Raw genomic sequence first — 19,640 nt, 5'->3', positions numbered from 1 at the left:
GAAGATCGGCGACCGCTCCGCCGAGGTCGCCGAGCTCATCGGTGACCGCGCACCGGAGTTGGCGGATTCGGCCAAGTCGCTGGCCGCGACCGCACAGGACAAGGCGGAGGCCGGCCGTCGCCGCTGGCGAAAGGCCGTGTCCTGACCCTGCCGCCCCGGCATCGATCCCCCACCGTCACGGGGAGCCTCGATCCTCATCTCTACCCCTGGTGCGACGAGCTCGTCGTCCCGACGTCGTCGGTATGTCCTCCGACGACGTCGGGAGTGGCCACCCTCGTGGTCGCCGTCGGTTCCAACACCTCGCCAGAAGTGCTGCGCCGCAAGTTCGTCGATGCAGGACTCGACACCGCCGACCTCCTGGACAGAGTCGTGCGGGTGTGGGTGGCCGACCTCGACGTCACCCACTCGGCGCACGTCGCCCGACGCGGCTACATCCCCGCTGCCCCCTATCGCCGACCAGGCGCCCGACTGGCCACCACCGCCGCATGGCTCGAGCCGGCACACCTCGCGGCACTCGACTCCACCGAACCCAACTACCATCGAATGACCGTGAGCTCGACGTCACTTTCCCTGCGCCCCGATGGGCCGGCACCATCCATGGGTTTCCAGCTCCCCGCGACCTTCTGCCTGTACGTCTCCCGGCACGGGGTGCTCGGCGACAGCCCGGACTCGTTGGCGCCCTTCGGCTCCCAGGCCGATGTCTTCGGCTGGCTGGACCGACGCCTTCATCTGAGCCTGTCCACCGACGCGGCAGAGTCATGCGCCGAGCTGGCGGATACCCACCGGGCCGCGCGGCTCGTCGCGGGCATCCGCGCGGCACGCCTCGTGCAGGACGCCGGCCTCACCGACTGCGCGGAGGCCCGATGAGTTCGTCACCCGCACGCACCGACGACCCCCGAACCGTCGAGGAGCAGACACACCTCGATCTGGTCTACGCACGTCTCGACCGCATGCGCGCCACCACCCGCAAGCGCCTCGCAGCGACCCTGCGCGAGTCCGGCGGGACGCCGCAGGCGCAGTCCGAACGCGAGTCCTACGAGCGGATGTACGTCGACGATCTCACCAAATTCGATGCCGCCGAACACAATCTGTATTTCGGCAGACTCGATCTGGAGGATGGCGAGACCCGGCGGATCGGCCGGATCGGGATTCTCGACGACGATGACGCCGACACCACGCTGCTCCTCGACTGGCGGGCACCACTATCACGGGCGTTCTACCTCGCCACGCCCGCCGCACCGGAGGACGTCGCCCGGCGCCGGCACATCCGCACCCGAAATCGCTCGGTGCAGGCGGTCAACGACGAGCTCCTGACCGCCGGCGATGCGTCCGCCGAGGATTTCGGTCATGGCGATGTCGTCAACGAGTCGGCGCTCGTCGCCGCGTTGAACACCGCACGCACCGGTGAGATGACCGACATCGTCGAGACGATCCAGCGCGAACAGGACCTCATCATCCGTTCCACCCATCGCGGGGTGACCGTGATCCAAGGTGGCCCGGGTACCGGCAAGACCGCCGTGGCCCTGCACCGCGCGGCGTATCTGCTCTACACCCATCGTGAGATCCTTTCGCGGAGCGGCATTCTCATCATCGGGCCGAACAGTGACTTCTTGGACTACATCGGCCAGGTGCTGCCATCCCTGGGCGAGTCGGGCGTGTTGCTCGCGACCATCGGCGAGTTGTTCCCGGACGTCCATGCCCGCGCCGACGAACCGCGGACCACTCGTGAGGTGAAGGGCAGACTTGCGATGCTCGACGTCCTCAAACGTGCGGTGCGTGCCCGGGAGTCCTTGCCGCGCACCTCGATCCCGGTCACCTTCGAGGGTTACACGGTCGAGATCGACAGCGAGCTGATCAAGGCCGCCCGCGGGAAGGCACGGTCCTCCCGACGCGCCCACAACCAGGCACAGTCGGTGTTCTTGCGCTCCGCGCTCGACGCTCTGGCGGCGCGCCATGCCAGGGCGATCGGCTCGAGCCTGCTCGACGGTTCCCAGATGCTCAGTTCCTCCGATATCGCCGACATCCGTGCCGATATGTCCCGTGACACCGACATCCGGGCGACACTGCTCGACTTCTGGCCGACCCTGACCCCGCAGGACGTGCTGCGAGATCTCTTCGCGGACAAAGCCGCCCTGCGCAAGTGCACGCCCGGGTGGAGCGACGAGGAGCGTGCCGCCCTGCATCGAAGCCCCGCCGAGGACGCGTCCGATCTCACCCCCGCCGATGTCCCGTTGCTCGATGAGCTCGCCGAGCTGATCGGGTACGGCACCGCCGAGGCCCAGGCGCGGGAGAAGGAGCAGTGGCGCCGTCAACTCGCCGAGGCCCAGGACGCCCTGGATATCCTCACCGGTTCTGCGCCACAGGATCTCGAGGACGAGCTGGACCCCGAGATCCTCATGGCCTATGACCTGATCGACGCCGAACAGCTCGCGGCACGTCAGACCCACACCAGTCGCGCGACCACCGCGGAACGTGCGTACGGGGACCGGACGTGGACGTTCGGCCATGTGATCGTCGACGAGGCGCAGGAACTCTCCGCGATGGCGTGGCGAATGGTGATGCGACGCATACCCAACCGGTGGATGACGATCATCGGCGACACCGCTCAGACCGGGGACTTGGCCGGCACCACCTCGTGGAGTGAGGTACTCACACCGTATGTCGCCAACCGCTGGCAGCTGCGGGAACTGACCGTAAATTACCGCACGCCCGCCGAGATCATGACCTACGCGGCGCGCGTGCTGAGCCGGGTCGATCCGGGGGCCACCGCCCCGACGTCGTTGCGCAGGAACGGAATCGAGCCCGTGGCCATCCGCACCGAGCCGCGTGGCCTGGCCGCGACCATCCTCGAAGCGGCCACCGCACCCGAGCTGACCGGTCTGACCGGCATCGTCGTGCCCGATGCGGTCCATCCGATGGTCGCCGAGGCACTCGAGAATGTCGCCGAGGCACTCGACAATGTCACCGAGGCACCGGAGGCCGGCACCGACGCATCCGGGGAGGTCGCCGACCCGCGGCCACGGTTACATACGGTCACCACGTGCAAGGGACTCGAGTTCGACACCACCATCGTCGTCGAGCCGGCCGAGCTCGTCGATCAGTCGCCCCGGGGCTTCAGCGACCTGTATGTGGCGCTGACGCGAAGCACGCAGCGGCTGATCGTCATTCACAGCCGGGACCTGCCCGCGGAGCTCGCAGATCTACCGTCGGCCTGAGCCCGGACACGAACAACCGCCACACCATCGGAAACCGACAGGGCGCCCCGCTGAGCGGGGCGCCCTGTCGGCTGTGAGGAGATGCTCTCTAGGTGGTGTGGACGATCAAGACATCCGAGGTGGACTTGCGTGCGGCGTCGGCGGGCACCGAACCGAGCAGGCGGCCGGCGATCGAGTTGAGTCCTCGGTTTCCGACCACAAGGAGATCGGCCTGGACGTCGGTGACGAGCTGCAGCAGCGCGTCGACCGGTGCGCCCTTGACCGCGCGCTGCACGATCTGGGTGGCCCCGGCCTTGGTCGCCCGTTCCTTGGCCCGACGGAGGATCTCCTCGGTCGGCGAGGAGCCGGTGACCTGGTAGGCCTCGTCCTTCAGCACGTCGGCCACCTCACCGGCGGAACGGTCGTTGGGGAAATATGCGCATGCGATCACCAGTTTTGCCGACTCTCCGGCGATCGCTCCGGCGCGATCGACCGCCGCCATCGATGACTCCGAGCCATCGGTTCCGACAACCACCGTGGTATATGCGCTCATTCGTACCTCCACTACGTGTTCGGCCCCGCACTTCGCGGGCGCAACCATCCCCCACACTTTAGGGAGCCCTGGGTGTGCAGGCTAGTGCGCCGCGGGGCGATTTGTCCCACGATCGGGCGAGGCACGCCCGTCTGCGTTACTTGATACCGGCGGCGTCCATACCTCGCAACTCCTTCTTCAGGTCGGCGATCTCGTCACGCAGGCGGCCGGCGAGTTCGAACTGCAGGTCGCGTGCGGCAGCCATCATCTGGTCGGTCAGCTGCGAAACCAGATCGGCCAGTTCGGCTCTCGGCATCGCCGACACATCACGCTTCTCGATCACACCGGCGCTGGCGGCCTTGGCACCGGACATCTCGCCCTGCGCACGTCGGCCACGGCTGGCGCTGCGGCCGGACCCGACCACCGCCGCCGAGGTGTCCTCGGCTTCCCGGTACACCTGATCGAGGATGTCGGCGATCTTCTTGCGCAGCGGCTGCGGATCGATCCCGCGCTCTTTGTTGTAGGCGATCTGTTTTGCCCGTCGGCGTTCGGTCTCGTCGATGGCGTTGCGCATCGAGTCGGTGATCTTGTCGGCATACATGTGGACCTGACCCGAGACGTTGCGCGCGGCACGGCCGATGGTCTGGATCAGCGAGGTCGTCGAGCGCAGGAATCCCTCTTTGTCCGCGTCGAGGATCGCCACCAGCGATACCTCGGGCAGGTCGAGTCCCTCGCGCAGGAGGTTGATGCCCACCAGGACGTCGAAGTCACCCGAACGCAGTTGTCGGAGTAGCTCGACGCGCCGCAAGGTGTCGACCTCGGAATGCAGGTACCGCACACGGATTCCGAGTTCGAGCAGGTAGTCGGTGAGGTCCTCGGACATCTTCTTGGTCAGGGTCGTCACCAGTACACGCTCGTCGCGGTCGGTGCGTTCCCGGATCTCGTGCACCAGATCGTCGATCTGGCCCTTGGTCGGTTTCACCACGATCTCCGGGTCGACCAGTCCGGTCGGTCGGATCACCTGCTCGACGAACTCACCGTTGGACTGGCCGAGCTCGTAGGGACCCGGGGTTGCCGACAGGTAGACGGTCTGCCCGATGCGGTCGACGAACTCGTCCCAGGTCAGGGGCCGGTTGTCGACCGCCGACGGCAGCCGGAAACCGTACTCGACGAGGTTTCGCTTGCGGGACATGTCACCCTCGTACATGCCGCCGATCTGCGGGACCGTGACGTGGGACTCGTCGATCACCAGGAGGAAATCCTCGGGGAAATAGTCGATGAGTGTCGCCGGCGCGGTACCCGCGCCGCGGCCGTCGATGTGGCGCGAGTAGTTCTCGATGCCCGAGCAGAACCCCACCTGGCGCATCATCTCCAGGTCGTAGGTGGTGCGCATGCGCAGCCGCTGTGCCTCGAGGAGTTTGCCCTTGCGTTCGAGCTCCGAGAGGCGCTCCTCGAGCTCGTCCTCGATGCTCTTCATCGCCCTCTCCATGCGGTCCGGTCCCGCGACGTAGTGGGTCGCCGGGAAGATGCGCAGTGAATCCACCTGCCGCACAACGTCTCCGGTGAGCGGGTGCAGGTAGTACAACGACTCGACCTCGTCGCCGAAGAACTCGATCCGTACGGCGAGCTCCTCGTAGGAGGGGATGATCTCGACGGTGTCGCCGCGAACGCGGAAGGTGCCGCGCGTGAATGCGGTGTCGTTGCGCGCGTACTGCACGTCGACGAGCAGCCGTAGCAATGCGTCCCGATCGATCTCGTCGCCGACGGCGATCTCCACCGACCGATCGAGGTAGGACTGGGGGGTACCGAGACCGTAGATGCACGACACCGACGCGACCACCACCACGTCCCGGCGCGACAGCAGGTTCGAGGTGGCCGAGTGCCGCAGACGTTCGACGTCGTCGTTGATCGACGAGTCCTTCTCGATGTAGGTGTCGGTCTGCGCGATGTACGCCTCGGGTTGGTAGTAGTCGTAGTACGACACGAAGTACTCGACGGCGTTGTTGGGGAGCATCTCGCGCAGTTCGTTGGCCAGCTGCGCGGCGAGGGTCTTGTTGGGCGCCATCACCAGGGTCGGACGCTGGACCCGCTCGATGAGCCACGCGGTCGTCGCCGACTTGCCGGTACCGGTGGCGCCGAGTAGCACGATGTCCTTCTCGCCTGCGGCGATCCGTTTCTCCAGATCGTCGATGGCTGCCGGTTGGTCACCGGCGGGCTCGTACTCGCTGACCACCTCGAAGTGGCCCTCGGTGCGTTCGATCTCGCCGATCGGGCGGTACTCGGAGTGCGCGATCACCGGTCGCTCTGCTGCAAAGGCCATGACGCCAGGGTAAACGCGCCCTACGACAAGTGTGTTCCATGCGATCGAGCGGTGCGGGCACGGTTAGGGTCGGTGCATGTCCGACTCGGCCGGTCTCCCGTCACACGAGGTCCCGTCTCACGAGCACCTCCATCCGCCCAAACGCGAGACCTTCGACGTGCCGGCGATGACCAACACCGACAACAAGGGTTTCGTGCGGCCGGTCGAACGGTACGAGGTCACCGATTTCGGGTTGTACATGTCACGGACCGCAGACCATCCGCGGTTCGATCACCTCGAGTCGTGGCTGCTCCCCGCGCTCGGGCTCCGTGCGAACATCTTCCATTTCGTGGAGGGACATCGCACGGGTCAGCGACTCTATCTGGACGTGGGTGCTTTCGACGGCCCCGACGGCGAAGGCCGCTGGCATTCGGTGGACTGGTATCTCGATCTCGTCGATGTCCCCGGAACCCCCTTGGAGCTGATCGACGTCGACGAGCTCTTCGCTGCACATCGCGCCGGGTTGCTGACCACCGATGACTGCGTGGCCGCCGTGGGGATCGCCACGCGAGCCCTCGCCGGTGCCGCCGAGCACGGCCATGACGTCGACGCATGGCTCGACGCCGCGGTCGGCGGGCGAGTGTTCTGGCTGGATCGTCCCTGAGTCCTGCTCAGACCGTTCGGTCGCCGTGCAGGAGCAACTGCGCCATCTCGTCGAGTGCCCAGCCGGTCTCGCTCGGTCGGAGCAGCCAGACCATGTCGAACCGGTCGTCGGGCCAGTCGCGTGGGCTCGGGGTGACCTTTCCGAACTCCTGGATCAGGCCACGGATTCGGTGGTGCTCCCAGCTGATCAGCGTCACCCCGGTCTGCCCACGCACGAAGGCGGCCGCACCGCTCAGGTCGTCCTGGGTGAATCGGGTGACCGGCTCGACGCCCAGCCGCGCGGCGAGTGGAGTGATCGTCTGCAGTGGCCGACGGCTCGCGCCGCCTCCACCGGCCGACGCGACGATCCGATCCGGGGTGACCAGACCTTCGCGCGGCGGCTGGCCGTCGGCACCGAACAGGGCGACGAGCCCGCCTGCGCGAGTCCATCCGGTGACCGTCAGCGACGCGGAGTCCCTGGCCCCGGACTCGGTGACGCCGTGCGTGTCCGCCGCCGGTTTCTCCGCGTGCCGAACGATCATCACCAGCGGTGCGCCAGGCGAGGTCGATGGCGTCGATCTCGCCGTCGCGGCGGCGGTCACCTCGCTGCCCGACGTGTCGGGTGTCGTGGCGCAGCCCGCGATCGCCGCGGCGCCTGCGCCGAGGCCGACCGCAGCGAGTAGCCCACGTCGCGAAACCGGCATACCCGGCGACTGGGATCGGTTGTCGCGCAACATTGTTGCGAGACTACGCCGACCGGTCGAGGATTCCGTTCAGCCGGCCGTTCGGATACCCACCGTCGCGGGCCGACCGGGGTCGGCAGACCCGAACCGGCCGTCTCCGATCGGTGCGAATCCCCCCGGCGGAAGCGCGTCGGCGAGTGCGCCCGACGCGTCGGCGTCGCGCGCAGTGATCACGAACCCCGGATCGGCGCCGCCGCTTGCCGCAGCATCGATGGCCGTGGCGTTCGCGCCCGCCAACGCCCACAACCGTTGGGTGATGCGCGTGGGCAGTGTCGAGGAGTTGGGTTCGGCCGCAATGAGTTCGGCGTCCATCACGGCCGGAGTACGGGTACGCACATTGGTCTCGAACGGCACGAGTCGGCGCTCCCACACCCGCACCGAGGAGGCCGCGAGCGCCTCCGGGCTGCCCGAATTGTCGAGCCAGACGTCGGCGACCGCCCGGCGCTGGTCGTCGTCGGCTTGGGCGGCGATGCGTGCACGAGCGTCGGATTCCGGCATTCCGCGCAGCTCGACGAGCCGACGCACTCGTTCCTCGGCGTCGGCGTGCACGATGATCACCAGATGGAAGAACGGGGCCATGTTGCCCTCGACCAGCAATGGGATGTCCTGGATCACGATCGCGTCGTCGGGCGCGGCCTCCAGCAGCTCCTGGGTGCGCGCCCCGACGAGCGGGTGGGTGATCGAATTCAGGGTGGAGCGACTCTCGTCGTCGACGAACGCCTTCGCCGCGAGCGCGGGGCGGTCCAGCGACCCGTCACCGGCCAGGATGTCCTCGCCGAACGCCTCGACGAGCTGCGCGAGGCCCGGAGTGCCCGGTTCGACGACTTCCCGGGCGATCTTGTCGGCGTCGATGTGAAAACCGCCGCGCTCGATGAACGTCTTGGCCACTGTCGATTTCCCGGCCCCGATGCCGCCGGTCAGCCCCACTCGGATCACGGTCCCAGTGTGGCAAACGCGCCCACGGGACCGTGATCCGGACCACCTCACCGTCAGCCGGTGACGCCGGTCAGCTCGATCGTCTGTGCCGGAAGGGTCGCCTTGTTCGCCACCTTCGCTGTGGACAGGTCAACGGCATACAGGGTTTTCGTCGCGGGGTCGCTGACGTAGGCCCGGTCACCCTGGACGAACAGATTCGGCATCGGCGACTGCCATTCGTCGGGTTCGGACCAGGCCGCGATGACCGGGATGCTCGCCGTCTCGGTGGCCGACACGGGCTCGTAGACGTGCAGTGCGCCGTCCGTACCGAGGATCACCGCCTGCCCGTTGGGGCCGCGCTCGATCGACCGGAAGCTATAGCTGGCCGGGAAGTCCACGAGGCGCAGGGTTCCGGTCCGAGTATCGGTGAGGGTGAAACGATTCGGGCGTTCGAGCTCGGCGTCCTTGTCGGTCTTGTAGTCGCCTAGCACGATCGGGGACTCGGCCGCGCCGGCCTGGTTGCCGATGCGGCCGTACGGATCAGGACTTGACACCTTCTGGATCTCGTTGCCGCGCACGATGAGTATGCCGTTCTGGCAGCCGAAGGTGAGTACTCCCCCGGCGGCCTCGGCCTCACCGTGAATGCCCGGGCATTGATCGTTGCGGGCGATCTCGTTGCGGGACTTGTCCAGGATCGCGATGCCCGAGCGGGTGTCCTCGTTGCCGACGGTGACCACCAGGGTGCCGTCGCCGCGCGACACCGCGACCCCGTGATGCGGCTCGGGTGTGCGGTAGGTCGTCGACGCGGCATTCCCTTGTGCCAGTTCGACGGGTTCGACGATGTTCACCTCGCCGGTACCGTCGGAAAAGAGGGTGAGGCGGTCCTCGAAGGACACGACGTGACCGGGTTCGGCACCGCCGAATCGCATGTCGGTGAGTACCGGCGATGTCGTGTAGTGATGGCCGTGGTCGCCGTGCTTGCGGGTCCAGGTGCCCATGTCGAGAACGCGGAACCCGTCGGACTCGCTGATGAAGACATTGCGGCCATTGTCGGCGCTGTTGAGTCGGGTGAACCCCTCGACGGGGAAATCCCCGACCTGCTTCAAGGTCTCGGCGTCGTAGACCAGCACACCGCCGTCGTAGCTCAGTGCGAGTCTCGGTGTGGCACTGCCTTGTTCGACCGGCGATCCCGACGCCGCACTGCTCGTCGCCGAGGTGTCACCGCCGCCATCAGAGCCACACGCGACGAGCGTTGCGGTCACCGCCGTGAGCGCGGCCACGGAAAATGTCAGTTTTGTCCGTTGTATGAGCACGCCGCACAGCTAAGCCGTTGATGACAATTATTGTCAAAATGCCATACACGAATACGTTGGCGAGCGCGTCGGCGCATTCCACGAACGTAGAGACATATTTAATATATTGTTCCAACAGATTCGAGGCCACCGGCCATCGTCCGGGAGAGGAGGCTGCGATGCTGTGTTGCCTGGTGATGGTGATCGTGCTGGGAGCCGGCTCACGCTTCATGCCGTGGCGCGCCGTCCGAGACGACGGCGGCTTCGCGCCGACTGCGGTGCGCAGCACCCCGGACGACACCGATCTCGCGGCCCTTGTCGACGCCCTCTGCGAGCGGCCGCCCAGGGCCGGCCCCGCACTGCTTGGTCGCCCCGCGCTGCACAGTCGCCCCACACTCCACACTGCGGTCCCGTCGGTGATGCAAGCGATCGCGACGGGCGTGGCCGCTTCGCTGCCCGTGACCGTGGCGCTCATGGCCAGTGGACTCGCCCGCACCAGCGCACCCGGCTGGGTGTGGCTGATCCACTGCTCGGGTGTGGCAATGCTCACCGTCGCCGTCATGGGTGCAGCGGCGTTCGTCGGTCTCCGGTGGCCGCAGCGCATCCGTGGGGTCGGGGCGCTCGGTGTCATGGCGATCGGGATCGCGGGCGCATTGTTGACCGTCGTCGAAATCGACACCCGTCTGGTCGACCTGTATCAACTCCGCTCGACAACCGTGCACCTCGTCATCACTTCAATCCTGTTGGGAGTCCTCATGTCCGGGTTCATCGCAGTACTCGCCGCAGCGTCGGTCATGCGCGCACGCACGCCGGTCGGGTCGGCGTGAGCACGGGCATCGCGCCGGTCGCGGTCACCGAGTCGTCCGCCGACGATCTCGCGTCGCTGCGGTACCTGCTCGATCTCGCGCTCCAGCCGATAGACGATTTCACCGGCTTCACCCGGCTCGAGCAGATCGGCGGCAGCGCGCTGCGCTACCAACTCAGTTATGCCGGGTACGCGTTGTCGATGGCGCAGTACACGCGCACACCGGCATTCGGCGGCTATCTCGCGGAGGCGCAGGCCAATCTCATTCGTAAGATGTGCGACAAACGCGTATGGGGGTACTGGGCCACCGAGCAACTGGCGGGATACCTTCGATGGAATCCCGATCCCATGACCTTCGGCAACGTGATGTACACGGGCTTCTTCGCCGCGATGCTCGCGCTCTACGAAAGCCTCAACGGCACCGGAGAATTCGACGATCCGGGAAGCCTGGAACTGCGGTGGAGCACCGAGAAGTCGTTTCACTATGGTTACGCCCCGATCGCCGAGGCCATCGCGCGCAACATGCGGCAGAGTCGTCAGACGTTGTATCCGTGTGAGCCGCACCTGATCTACCCGATGTGCAACGCCGTCGCGATGGTGGGACTGTGTGCCTACGACCGGCTCCACCACCGCGATCTCGCCGGCGATCTGCCTGAAAAGATGCGGCAATCGTTGTTCGACAACAAGTTCCGGCGTCGCGACGGACGCTTTGTCTTCGGACGCGGGCCGCTCGGCCTGGTCTTCCCACCGATGATCGCCAACGACGCCGTGATGACCTACTGGCTCAACGCCTTGACGCCGGATCTCGCGCACGACACCTGGGACACACTGCGTCGGACACGCATTCGCGACCGCTCGACGCGCATCGGACTGCGGACAACGCCCGTCGACCACCTCGACGTCGGGTCCTATCGGCCCGGTGATGGATGGGCGTGGGCAAATCTGCTCATCGCCGCGCGCGAGATGGGAGACACCGAGGTCGCCGACACGATCACCGAGAAGATCGCCGCCGACATCGGGTTCGATCACTCTCCGCACGGCGCGCACAAACTCCACGGCGTCTCGACATGGGTCAACTGCGCCCATGTGCTGGGACGCATGACCAGACCCGACGGCATGCGGGACCTCGCCTCCGGCGAGATCGCCGACACCTGGCGCCACGGCCCTCACCTCGATTCGGCCGGCTATCCGGATGTTCTGGTCGCCAAGGCGCTCACCGACGGCACGACACTCCAACTCGTGCTGCGGCCCGGAGCCGGTCCGACCCGAACTGCGCTGCGGCTCTCGAGACTCCGACCGAGCGCGACGTACGCGTTGCGCGGTGCGATTTCCGACGAGGTCACCGCAGACCACGACGGTCGGGCGATCATCGAGGTCGACCTGTCGGCGCGGCTGGAGGTGCAGGTCCGCCCGCACGTCTGAACCCGGCCACGATCAGGTGGACATACCAACGAGTGCGGCCCCTTCCGTTGTCGGAAGAGGCCGCACTCGTTTGTTCAGATCAGGCGATCAGGCGTTGCCCGACAGTTTCTCGCGAAGCGCCGCGAGCTGCTCGTCGCTGGCCAGCGATCCGCCGCCCGACGAAGAGGTCGACGAGGACGAGGTCGACGAGCTGCTACGGCTCTCCGACGCCGACGAGTAGTCCGTCGGGGCCTTCTCGGCCTCGGCCGCGGCAGCGGCGAACTTCTCGATCTGCGCGGTGTGCATCTTGTGACGACGCTCCGCCTCGGCGTAGCGCGCCTCCCAGGCCTCACGCTGCTTCTCGAAACCCTCGAGCCATTCGTTGGTCTCGGGATCGAAGCCCTCGGGGAAGATGTAGTTGCCCTGCTCGTCGTAGCTGTCGGCCATGCCGTACTTCGACGGGTCGAACTCCTCGGTGTAGTCCTCGTTGGCCTGCTTGAGGCTCAGCGAGATCCGGCGACGCTCCAGGTCGATGTCGATGACCTTGACCATCGCGTCGTCGCCGACGGCGACAACCTGGTCCGGGACCTCGACGTGACGCTCGGCGAGCTCCGAGATGTGCACCAGGCCCTCGATGCCCTCGTCGACGCGGACGAACGCACCGAACGGCACCAGCTTGGTGACCTTGCCCGGGACGATCTGACCGATCGCGTGGGTGCGGGCGAACTGGCGCCACGGGTCTTCCTGAGTGGCCTTGAGCGACAGCGACACCCGCTCGCGGTCCAGATCGACGTCGAGAACCTCGACGGTGACCTCATCACCCACGGTGACGACCTCGGACGGATGATCGATGTGCTTCCAGGACAGCTCGGAGACGTGAACCAGACCGTCGACGCCGCCGAGATCGACGAACGCACCGAAGTTGACGATCGAGGACACGACGCCCTTGCGGACCTGGCCCTTCTGCAGCTGGTGCAGGAATTCGCTGCGCACCTCGGACTGGGTCTGCTCCAGCCAGGCGCGGCGCGAGAGCACCACGTTGTTGCGGTTCTTGTCGAGCTCGATGATCTTGGCCTCGATCTCCTTGCCGATGTACGGCTGCAGATCGCGGACGCGGCGCATCTCCACCAGCGATGCCGGGAGGAAGCCACGCAGACCGATGTCGAGGATCAGGCCGCCCTTGACGACCTCGATGACGGTGCCCTTGACGGCCTCGTCCTTTTCCTTGAGCTCCTCGATCGTGCCCCACGCGCGCTCGTACTGCGCACGCTTCTTGGACAGGATCAGCCGGCCTTCTTTGTCCTCCTTGGTGAGGACGAGTGCTTCAACCTCGTCACCGACGTTGACGACCTCGTTGGGGTCCACGTCGTGCTTGATCGAGAGTTCGCGTGAGGGGATCACGCCTTCGGTCTTGTAACCGATGTCGAGCAGAACCTCGTCGCGGTCGACCTTGACGATGGTGCCCTCGACGATGTCGCCATCGTTGAAGTACTTGATCGTGGAGTCGATGGCGGCGAGAAAGTCCTCAGCCGAGCCGATGTCGTTGACGGCTACTTGCGGCGAGGTGATGGTGGAGGACGGCATATTGGTGAGTTGCTCCGGACAGATATGTAGTAGGTACAGTTCGTGTTGCTGGACAGCGGTGTCGGCGCACTCCCGAAATCGTGTCGGCCTCGGGTCCTGTGCACCCACGCCATCGCGTTCGATGGCACCCGGGTGAGGGCATGCTGAACCGCGCGAGAATGCTACACACGCGCGCAGATCAGCCTACTCCAGGCGCATTGTGCTGGGCAAATGCCGCCCGCGGCCGGTCGGTGCGCGGACCCGGCGGTGGTCGACGACGGGAGATGACCGGATGGCACACTCTGTGGAACTCCTCCTCGATGATGCCTGTGACCAGCACATTCGCCAGCAATGGGCGGCGTTGGGCGACGCCGGCCTGCCCTCTGCGGCCGACATCCGTTCGGCGACCAATCGCCCCCACATCACCGCGATCGCCGCGACCCGCATCTCCCCCGAGATCGACGCAGCTCTGGGCACCGTCGCGATGCGGCTCCCGATTCGCGTCACGCTCGGCGACGTGGTCGTGTTCGGACACGGGGTCCGCCGGGTCCTCGCGCGACTGATCGTGCCCAGCTCCGAGCTGCTGTCGGTACACGCGTCGATCGTGCGCGCGGGTGCGGTGCACACCGCCGACCGACACGGGCAGGAGTCGCTGTTCGCCCACACCCGACCCGGCTCCTGGACCGCTCACGTCACCGTGGCCCGGCGGATCGGACCCGACGAGATCGGGCGTGCGCTCGAGACGCTCGACTCCGTCCAGTCCGCCGACACCGACAGCGCGACGATCACCGCGGTGCGCCGATGGGACGGCGACGCGAAGGTCGACCACGTGATCGCCGGCCGGAGCTGCTGAACGTCGCCGACTGTCATCGGTTCTGCCGCGCTTCGTATCATCGCCACGTGACCGACGATCCAGCCGTCCCCGATGACGGTCGAAGCGCGCCACGCCAACTCGGACCGATCGACTCGGCGACCAGCGCCCGAGCCAACCGCGCGTGGTGGGACGCCGAGACCACCGACTATCACGCCGAACACGGCGACTTCCTGGGCGCCGGCACACCCGGGGGCGATTTCGTGTGGTGCCCGGAGAATCTTCGGGAGTCCGACGCACACCTGCTCGGCGACGTGCGGGCGAAGACCGTGCTCGAGATCGGTTGCGGATCGGCGCCGTGTTCCAGGTGGCTTGCCGTGCAGGGCGCCGACGTCGTCGCGACCGATCTCTCGCGGCGCATGCTGGGGTACGGGCTGGCTGCGATGGAACTCTTCGACGAGACGCCGGTTCCCCTCGTCCAGGCCACGGCTGAGGCACTCCCCTTCGCCGATGCCACCTTCGACATCGCTTTCTCGTCGTTCGGTGCGGTGCCGTTCGTCACCGATTCAGGGCGCGTGATGGCCGAGGCCGCACGGGTTCTCGTGCCCGGTGGCCGTTGGGTGTTCTCCATCAATCACCCGATGCGCTGGATGTTCCCCGACGACCCCGGACCCGACGGTCTGACCGTCGCGATCCCCTACTTCAATCGCACCCCGTACTCCGAGGTCGATGCCGACGGCACCATCACCTACGTCGAGCACCATCGGACCATCGGTGATCGCGTCCGCGAGATCCGTTCCGCCGGTCTGATTCTCGACGACATCGTGGAGCCGGAATGGCCCGACGACCTCGAACGCGTCTGGGGTCAATGGAGTCCGCTTCGGGGACAATACTTTCCGGGCACCGCAATCTTCTGTTGCCGCAAGCCGGACAGCTGACTTCGGTCAGCCCTCTGGCCGTCACGTCACACGGGATCGAACCGGAACACCGCGCACCGACCGGCGAGCGCCTCGAACTCGTCGGGGGTGCCTTCGGTGACCAAACCCGACCGCGTCATGAACTCGACACCGGAGGGCACGAGTTCGGGAAACCGTCGGAGCAATGGACGGGCCTGCGCCGCATCGAGTTCCACCATGCGCACGGTTTCCGAACGCCGACGGGTGCGCAGGGTTGCGCTGTCGGCGGCGCGGGCGTTGCGTTCCCAGTCCGAGCCGGGGAAACCGGACACGACGTAGCGATGACCGTCCACGGTCATCGGGGTGATCGGCGTCGATCGCGGCTTACCGCTCGTGCGCCCGGGCACGGTGAGGATCACCGGACCCTCGTCACCGAAGATCGGTATCCCGACCCTCGTCACCGCCATCAGCACCTTGTTCATCGGTTTCAACCACCACGGTGGCCGCGGGCTCGCATTCGTCATGCCCTCCGAGGATAGCCGCGCCCGGCTCACAGGAGTTTGGACAGGAAGCTCTTGGTCCTCTCGTGCTGCGGATTCGCGAGAACCTCACGCGGATCGCCCTTTTCGACGACAACACCGCCGTCCATGAACACCAGCTGGTCGGCCACCTCGCGCGCGAAACCCATCTCGTGGGTGACCACCACCATCGTCATCCCGGACGCCGCGAGCTCCCGCATGACGCCGAGTACCTCGCCGACCAATTCGGGATCGAGCGCCGAAGTCGGCTCGTCGAAGAGCATCAGCTTGGGTTCCATGGCGAGGGCACGAGCGATGGCGACTCGTTGTTGCTGCCCGCCGGAGAGCTGGGCCGGATAGGTATCGGCCTTGTCCGCCAGCCCCACCCGGTCGAGCAGTTCACGGGCACGCGCGAGTGCGGCGTCCTTCTTCTGCTTCTTGACCTGTGTCGGTGCCTCGATCACGTTCTCCAACGCGGTGCGATGCGGGAACAGGTTGAAATGCTGGAACACCATGCCGATGTCGCGCCGCTGCTTGGCCGCATCCTTCGGGCTCATCTCATAGAGCTTGTCGCCGCGTTCGCGGTACCCGATCAGATCACCGTCGACGTAGAGCCGCCCGGCATTGACCACCTCGAGATGGTTCACGCACCGCAAGAACGTCGACTTCCCCGATCCCGATGGGCCGATCAGACAGAGGACCTCACCCCTGGCGACCTCGAGGCTGATGCCCTTGAGCACCTGCAGGGTCCCGAAGCTCTTGCACACCCGATCGGCGCGAACCATCGGTGGCGCAGCGGTCTCAACGGCGCTCATCACTCTCCTCGTCGACTGCGAGCACTTTGTTCTGTGCGGCCGCCATCGCCTTCAATTGTCGGCCGGTCAACTGTCGCGACGCCCCTCGTGAGTAGTAACGCTCCAGGTAGAACTGGCCGACCATCAGCACGCTGGTTACTGCGAGGTACCAGGTCGAGGCCACCAACAGGAGCGGGATCGGCTGGAAGTTGACACCCGAGATGTCGTGCGCGACACCGTAGAGCTCGAGGCTGAACGGCACGGCGGTCACCAGGCTGGTGGTCTTCAGCATGCTGATGACCTCGTTGCCCGTCGGCGGGATGATGACCCGCATCGCCTGCGGCAACACCGTCCGGCGCATCGTCTGGGTCCATGACATCCCCAGCGCCACCGACGCCTCGGTCTGCCCCTCACCTACCGAGGAGATACCGGCGCGCACGATCTCGGCCATGTACGCAGATTCGTTGAGCGCCAGTCCGATCATCGCGAAGGTGAACGCGGCGTTGAGTGACTGGATGTCGAAGTGCGCGAACTGGACCACGAACGGGATGCCGAGGTCGATTTGCTTGTACAGCGACGGGAAGAGACCCCAGAAGACCAGCTGGACGTACACCGGGGTGCCACGGAAGATCCAGAGATACACCCACGACACCGATCTCAGCACCAGGTTGGGCGAGAGCCGCATGATCGCGAGGAGCACACCGAGCACGATGGCGATCACCATCGAGAGCACGGTCAGCGCAAGGGTGTACCCGACGCCCTTGAGAATGCGGGTGTCGAACAGATACTTGGCGTAGGTCCCCCAGCCGTATGCACTGTTGGTCGCCGCTCCCCACACGAACAGGAAGACGAGGATGAGCACGATCGCCGCAGCGATCCACTGCCCGGGATGTTTGAGGGGTACGGCCTTGATCGGTGCCGGCCCGGGCGAGGCGTCCGGGTCGGCACCGATCGGGCCGGTTGTCGGAGCGGTCACCGTCAGCTGGTCGCGCCGTTGACGGTAGCGGTCGGAACGACTCCCGCCTCGACGCCCCAGTGCTCGGCGATGGCCTTGTACTGGCCGTTGTCGATGAGGTACTGGACGGCCTTCTGAACCGCTTGCACGAGTGAGGATCCCTTGGCGATCGGGTAGCCGTAGGGCGCGGAATCGAAGACCGGTCCGGCGGCCACGATCTTTCCGCCGGCTTGCTTGATCGCGTAGGCGGTCACCGGGGAGTCAGCCGACATCGCGTCGACGCGTCCGAGGACCAGGGCGTTGGTCGCCTCCGATTGGTCGGTGTACTTCTGGATCTGGATGGCGGGCTTCCCGGCGTCGGTGCACGCCTTGCTCTTTGCCGGTACCTCGTCGGTGTCCTCGACGGTAGTCGACTGCACCGCAACCTTCTTGCCACAGGCGTTGTTCGGGTCGATGTTCCCACCGGCCTGCTGCGCCCACTGGATGCCGGCGCTGAAGTAGTTCACGAAGTCGACCTGAGCCTCGCGCTCCTTGTTGTCGGTGAACGAGGACATGCCGATGTTGAAGGTGCCCGCCTGGATCGACGGGATGATCTTGTCGAAATCGGCCTCCTTGTACACCGGGGTGACGCCGAGGACCTTGCCGATCGCGTTCATCAGATCCACATCGAAGCCGATGATCTGACCGTTGCTGTCCTTGAACTCATTGGGCGCGTAGGGCACGTTGACACCGACGATCAACTGTCCGGACTCCCGGATTCCCGCCGGCAACAGTGCCGCGATGTCGGCTTGCTTGGCAACATCGACGGTTGTCGGCTGGATGGCCGAGCTACCGCCGGCACCCGTCGACGAGTCATCGTTCGAGCAGCCCGCCACCACAAGGGCGATCACCCCCACGAGCAACATGAAGATCCCGGGCAGACGTCGTAGGCTGCCGAACGATCGGAGATCGCGCATCACAACTATCCCTTCGCGCCTCGGAATCACTCACCGGGGCAGGTCGGCCGATCAGAAGACAGGGCTGTCCCCCGCCGTCTGAACTTACTTCCTCGGAGCTGCTTTCACCGGTTGGTTACGAGAGATTAACCGGTTCGGCCTTGCCGACTCAGATGATCGACCACGGCGCGGCCGACATCGGCCGTCGTGGCAGTACCGCCGAGATCCGGTGTCCGGGCACCGGCGGCGACGCTGTCACCGACGGCGGTGTCGATGGCCGTGGCTGCCGCGAGCATCCGACTGTCGTCGTGGCGGGTTCCCCACCACCGCAACGCCATCGCGGCGGAGGCGATGATCGCGATCGGATCGGCCACGCCGCGTCCGGCGATGTCGGGGGCAGCACCGTGCGACGCCTGCGCCATCACGACCGTGTCGGAGCAGTTGACCGAGCCCGCGGTGCCCAACGATCCGGCGAGTTCACCCGCGAGATCGGACAGGATGTCGCCGAACAGGTTCTCGGTCACGACGACGTCGAAATCGCCGGGGCGACGAACCAGCAGGGCCGCCATGGCATCGACGTGTTTGTCGTCCACCACGAGTCCCGGGTACTGCTCGGCGACCTCCCGACACACGTCCCGGAAGAGCCCGGTGGTCATTCGCAGCACATTCGCCTTGTGCACGATGGTGAGCCGACCCGAGCGTTCGCGCGCGAGTCGGCACGCCTGATGCGCGATCCGTTCGGTCGCCGCACGCGAGATCACCCCCACGGCGAGTGCGACGTCGGGGGTGGGCATGAATTCGCCCGACCCGACCGTCATGTTGCGATCGGCGTAGAAGCCCTCGGAGTTCTCCCGGACGATGACGACGTCGAGATCGGGCGCGAGCGCGCCGACACCGGGTATCGCCCGGCACGGTCGCAGGTTGGCGTAGAGCCCGAATCTCTTGCGGATGATCGCACCCGGGGTGAGGTCAGCGGCGAACTGCGCCGGGTAGCCCGCCGAGTCATGTGGGCCCAGGACCCAGATGTCGAGATCGTCGAGCGCCTCGAGCGTCTCCTCGGGGACCGGACGCCCGTGTGTCTTGATCGCCGACACCCCGAGTGGCAGTGACACCCAATCGAATTCGATGCCGCCGAGCTCGCCCGCCGCGGAGACGACGTCCCTGGCGACGGGCACGATCTCCGGCCCGATTCCGTCGCCGTCCATGACACCGATGCGTCGTCGCGTCCTCGTTGTGTTCATCGGCCCGAGCGTATCGGCTGAACCGACCTTGACAGGGCAGGCGTGCGGACCCATCCACGCCTGCTGTTGACACCGGGTGTGACGTGCCTCATGCTCTTAACCGA

At 66.3% G+C, this 19,640-nt stretch carries 18 protein-coding genes; 7 read left to right on the top strand and 11 right to left on the bottom strand.

Annotation, left to right across the window (positions count from 1 at the left end):
- Window positions 1-264 precede the first annotated feature (264 nt).
- Both GOPIP_RS27930 and GOPIP_RS27925 read left to right on the top strand, forming a co-directional pair.
- Window positions 265-867, top strand: a complete 603-nt coding sequence (locus GOPIP_RS27930) for a hypothetical protein (RefSeq protein ID WP_006373272.1) — start codon at window positions 265-267, stop codon at window positions 865-867.
- Entirely contained in the window at window positions 864-3,215 is a 2,352-nt protein-coding gene (locus GOPIP_RS27925) for a HelD family protein (RefSeq protein ID WP_006373271.1), read from the top strand. Before GOPIP_RS27930 ends, GOPIP_RS27925 begins: the two co-directional genes overlap by 4 nt.
- Window positions 3,216-3,303: 88 nt before the next feature.
- On the opposite strand, the gene GOPIP_RS27920 is transcribed toward GOPIP_RS27925, so the two are convergent.
- Window positions 3,304-3,747 carry a universal stress protein gene (locus GOPIP_RS27920; RefSeq protein ID WP_006373270.1) on the bottom strand — a complete coding sequence of 148 codons (444 nt, stop codon included), beginning with the start codon at window positions 3,745-3,747 and terminating at the stop codon, window positions 3,304-3,306.
- Window positions 3,748-3,883: 136 nt separating this feature from the next.
- Complete coding sequence (gene uvrB, locus GOPIP_RS27915; protein WP_020171021.1) at window positions 3,884-6,046, bottom strand: excinuclease ABC subunit UvrB; 2,163 nt, start codon at window positions 6,044-6,046, stop codon at window positions 3,884-3,886.
- A gap of 76 nt (window positions 6,047-6,122) precedes the next feature.
- Between uvrB and GOPIP_RS27910 the strand changes: the two genes are divergently transcribed.
- Entirely contained in the window at window positions 6,123-6,689 is a 567-nt protein-coding gene (locus tag GOPIP_RS27910) for a ribonuclease FAU-1 family protein (protein ID WP_006373268.1), read from the top strand.
- A 7-nt stretch (window positions 6,690-6,696) separates the two neighbouring features.
- Here the strand turns inward: GOPIP_RS27910 and GOPIP_RS27905 are convergent, their stop codons facing one another.
- Genes GOPIP_RS27905 through aztD form a run of 3 tightly spaced genes read right to left on the bottom strand, consistent with a single transcriptional unit; the run spans window position 6,697 to window position 9,638 of the window.
- Window positions 6,697-7,404, bottom strand: coding sequence for a hypothetical protein (locus GOPIP_RS27905; protein ID WP_006373267.1), 708 nt, complete (start codon window positions 7,402-7,404; stop codon window positions 6,697-6,699).
- 36 nt (window positions 7,405-7,440) lie between these two features.
- Window positions 7,441-8,346 (bottom strand): dephospho-CoA kinase, encoded by a 906-nt coding sequence (coaE, locus tag GOPIP_RS27900; protein ID WP_205741409.1) that lies wholly within the window; start codon window positions 8,344-8,346, stop codon window positions 7,441-7,443.
- 53 nt (window positions 8,347-8,399) lie between these two features.
- Window positions 8,400-9,638 carry a zinc metallochaperone AztD gene (gene aztD, locus GOPIP_RS27895; RefSeq protein WP_035728949.1) on the bottom strand — a complete coding sequence of 413 codons (1,239 nt, stop codon included), beginning with the start codon at window positions 9,636-9,638 and terminating at the stop codon, window positions 8,400-8,402.
- 158 nt (window positions 9,639-9,796) lie between these two features.
- On the opposite strand from aztD, the gene GOPIP_RS27890 reads away from it, so the two are divergent.
- Together GOPIP_RS27890 and GOPIP_RS27885 are read left to right on the top strand one after the other, a co-directional pair.
- The gene (locus GOPIP_RS27890; protein ID WP_006373264.1) at window positions 9,797-10,444 is read left to right on the top strand and encodes a hypothetical protein; all 648 of its coding nucleotides are present in this window, start codon (window positions 9,797-9,799) and stop codon (window positions 10,442-10,444) included.
- The gene (locus tag GOPIP_RS27885; RefSeq protein ID WP_006373263.1) at window positions 10,441-11,844 is read left to right on the top strand and encodes a linalool dehydratase/isomerase domain-containing protein; all 1,404 of its coding nucleotides are present in this window, start codon (window positions 10,441-10,443) and stop codon (window positions 11,842-11,844) included. The genes GOPIP_RS27890 and GOPIP_RS27885 overlap by 4 nt, the downstream gene beginning before the upstream one ends.
- A gap of 87 nt (window positions 11,845-11,931) precedes the next feature.
- Here the strand turns inward: GOPIP_RS27885 and rpsA are convergent, their stop codons facing one another.
- Window positions 11,932-13,407 (bottom strand): 30S ribosomal protein S1, encoded by a 1,476-nt coding sequence (gene rpsA / locus GOPIP_RS27880; RefSeq protein ID WP_026920065.1) that lies wholly within the window; start codon window positions 13,405-13,407, stop codon window positions 11,932-11,934.
- 271 nt (window positions 13,408-13,678) lie between these two features.
- Here rpsA and GOPIP_RS27875 point away from each other — a divergent pair, with 271 nt between their 5' ends.
- Window positions 13,679-14,239, top strand: coding sequence for a 2'-5' RNA ligase family protein (locus tag GOPIP_RS27875; protein ID WP_006373261.1), 561 nt, complete (start codon window positions 13,679-13,681; stop codon window positions 14,237-14,239).
- A 47-nt stretch (window positions 14,240-14,286) separates the two neighbouring features.
- Entirely contained in the window at window positions 14,287-15,135 is an 849-nt protein-coding gene (locus GOPIP_RS27870) for a class I SAM-dependent methyltransferase (protein ID WP_006373260.1), read from the top strand.
- Window positions 15,136-15,161: 26 nt separating this feature from the next.
- Here the strand turns inward: GOPIP_RS27870 and GOPIP_RS27865 are convergent, their stop codons facing one another.
- The 5 genes from GOPIP_RS27865 to GOPIP_RS27845 form a co-directional block, all read right to left on the bottom strand.
- Window positions 15,162-15,617, bottom strand: coding sequence for a nitroreductase/quinone reductase family protein (locus GOPIP_RS27865; RefSeq protein ID WP_035728948.1), 456 nt, complete (start codon window positions 15,615-15,617; stop codon window positions 15,162-15,164).
- A gap of 26 nt (window positions 15,618-15,643) precedes the next feature.
- Window positions 15,644-16,426: an amino acid ABC transporter ATP-binding protein gene (locus tag GOPIP_RS27860; RefSeq protein WP_006373258.1), complete on the bottom strand. Its 783-nt coding sequence runs from the start codon at window positions 16,424-16,426 to the stop codon at window positions 15,644-15,646.
- Entirely contained in the window at window positions 16,413-17,381 is a 969-nt protein-coding gene (locus tag GOPIP_RS27855) for an amino acid ABC transporter permease (protein WP_006373257.1), read from the bottom strand. Before GOPIP_RS27855 ends, GOPIP_RS27860 begins: the two co-directional genes overlap by 14 nt.
- Window positions 17,382-17,383: 2 nt before the next feature.
- Window positions 17,384-18,316 carry an ABC transporter substrate-binding protein gene (locus tag GOPIP_RS27850; RefSeq protein WP_006373256.1) on the bottom strand — a complete coding sequence of 311 codons (933 nt, stop codon included), beginning with the start codon at window positions 18,314-18,316 and terminating at the stop codon, window positions 17,384-17,386.
- A gap of 125 nt (window positions 18,317-18,441) precedes the next feature.
- Window positions 18,442-19,536: an isocitrate/isopropylmalate dehydrogenase family protein gene (locus GOPIP_RS27845; protein WP_170320251.1), complete on the bottom strand. Its 1,095-nt coding sequence runs from the start codon at window positions 19,534-19,536 to the stop codon at window positions 18,442-18,444.
- Between the last annotated feature and the right edge of the window lie 104 nt (window positions 19,537-19,640).

Source organism: Gordonia polyisoprenivorans NBRC 16320 = JCM 10675, assembly GCF_000241325.1.
Classification (GTDB): domain Bacteria; phylum Actinomycetota; class Actinomycetes; order Mycobacteriales; family Mycobacteriaceae; genus Gordonia; species Gordonia polyisoprenivorans.
The sequence above is the reverse complement of the archived record's forward strand: the minus strand, read 5'-3'. Positions and strand labels throughout refer to the sequence as shown.

Bases quoted from the DNA above. Each gene is read 5' to 3' on its own strand.
- GOPIP_RS27920 (WP_006373270.1), bottom strand. From the start codon at position 3,747: ATGAGCGCATATACCACGGTGGTTGTCGGAACCGATGGCTCGGAGTCA.
- GOPIP_RS27860 (WP_006373258.1), bottom strand. From the start codon at position 16,426: ATGAGCGCCGTTGAGACCGCTGCGCCACCGATGGTTCGCGCCGATCGG.
- GOPIP_RS27910 (WP_006373268.1), top strand. From the start codon at position 6,123: ATGTCCGACTCGGCCGGTCTCCCGTCACACGAGGTCCCGTCTCACGAG.
- GOPIP_RS27905 (WP_006373267.1), bottom strand. From the start codon at position 7,404: ATGTTGCGCGACAACCGATCCCAGTCGCCGGGTATGCCGGTTTCGCGA.
- GOPIP_RS27865 (WP_035728948.1), bottom strand. From the start codon at position 15,617: ATGACGAATGCGAGCCCGCGGCCACCGTGGTGGTTGAAACCGATGAAC.
- uvrB (WP_020171021.1), bottom strand. From the start codon at position 6,046: ATGGCCTTTGCAGCAGAGCGACCGGTGATCGCGCACTCCGAGTACCGC.
- GOPIP_RS27925 (WP_006373271.1), top strand. From the start codon at position 864: ATGAGTTCGTCACCCGCACGCACCGACGACCCCCGAACCGTCGAGGAG.
- GOPIP_RS27850 (WP_006373256.1), bottom strand. From the start codon at position 18,316: ATGCGCGATCTCCGATCGTTCGGCAGCCTACGACGTCTGCCCGGGATC.
- GOPIP_RS27845 (WP_170320251.1), bottom strand. From the start codon at position 19,536: ATGAACACAACGAGGACGCGACGACGCATCGGTGTCATGGACGGCGAC.
- rpsA (WP_026920065.1), bottom strand. From the start codon at position 13,407: ATGCCGTCCTCCACCATCACCTCGCCGCAAGTAGCCGTCAACGACATC.
- GOPIP_RS27875 (WP_006373261.1), top strand. From the start codon at position 13,679: ATGGCACACTCTGTGGAACTCCTCCTCGATGATGCCTGTGACCAGCAC.
- GOPIP_RS27890 (WP_006373264.1), top strand. From the start codon at position 9,797: ATGCTGTGTTGCCTGGTGATGGTGATCGTGCTGGGAGCCGGCTCACGC.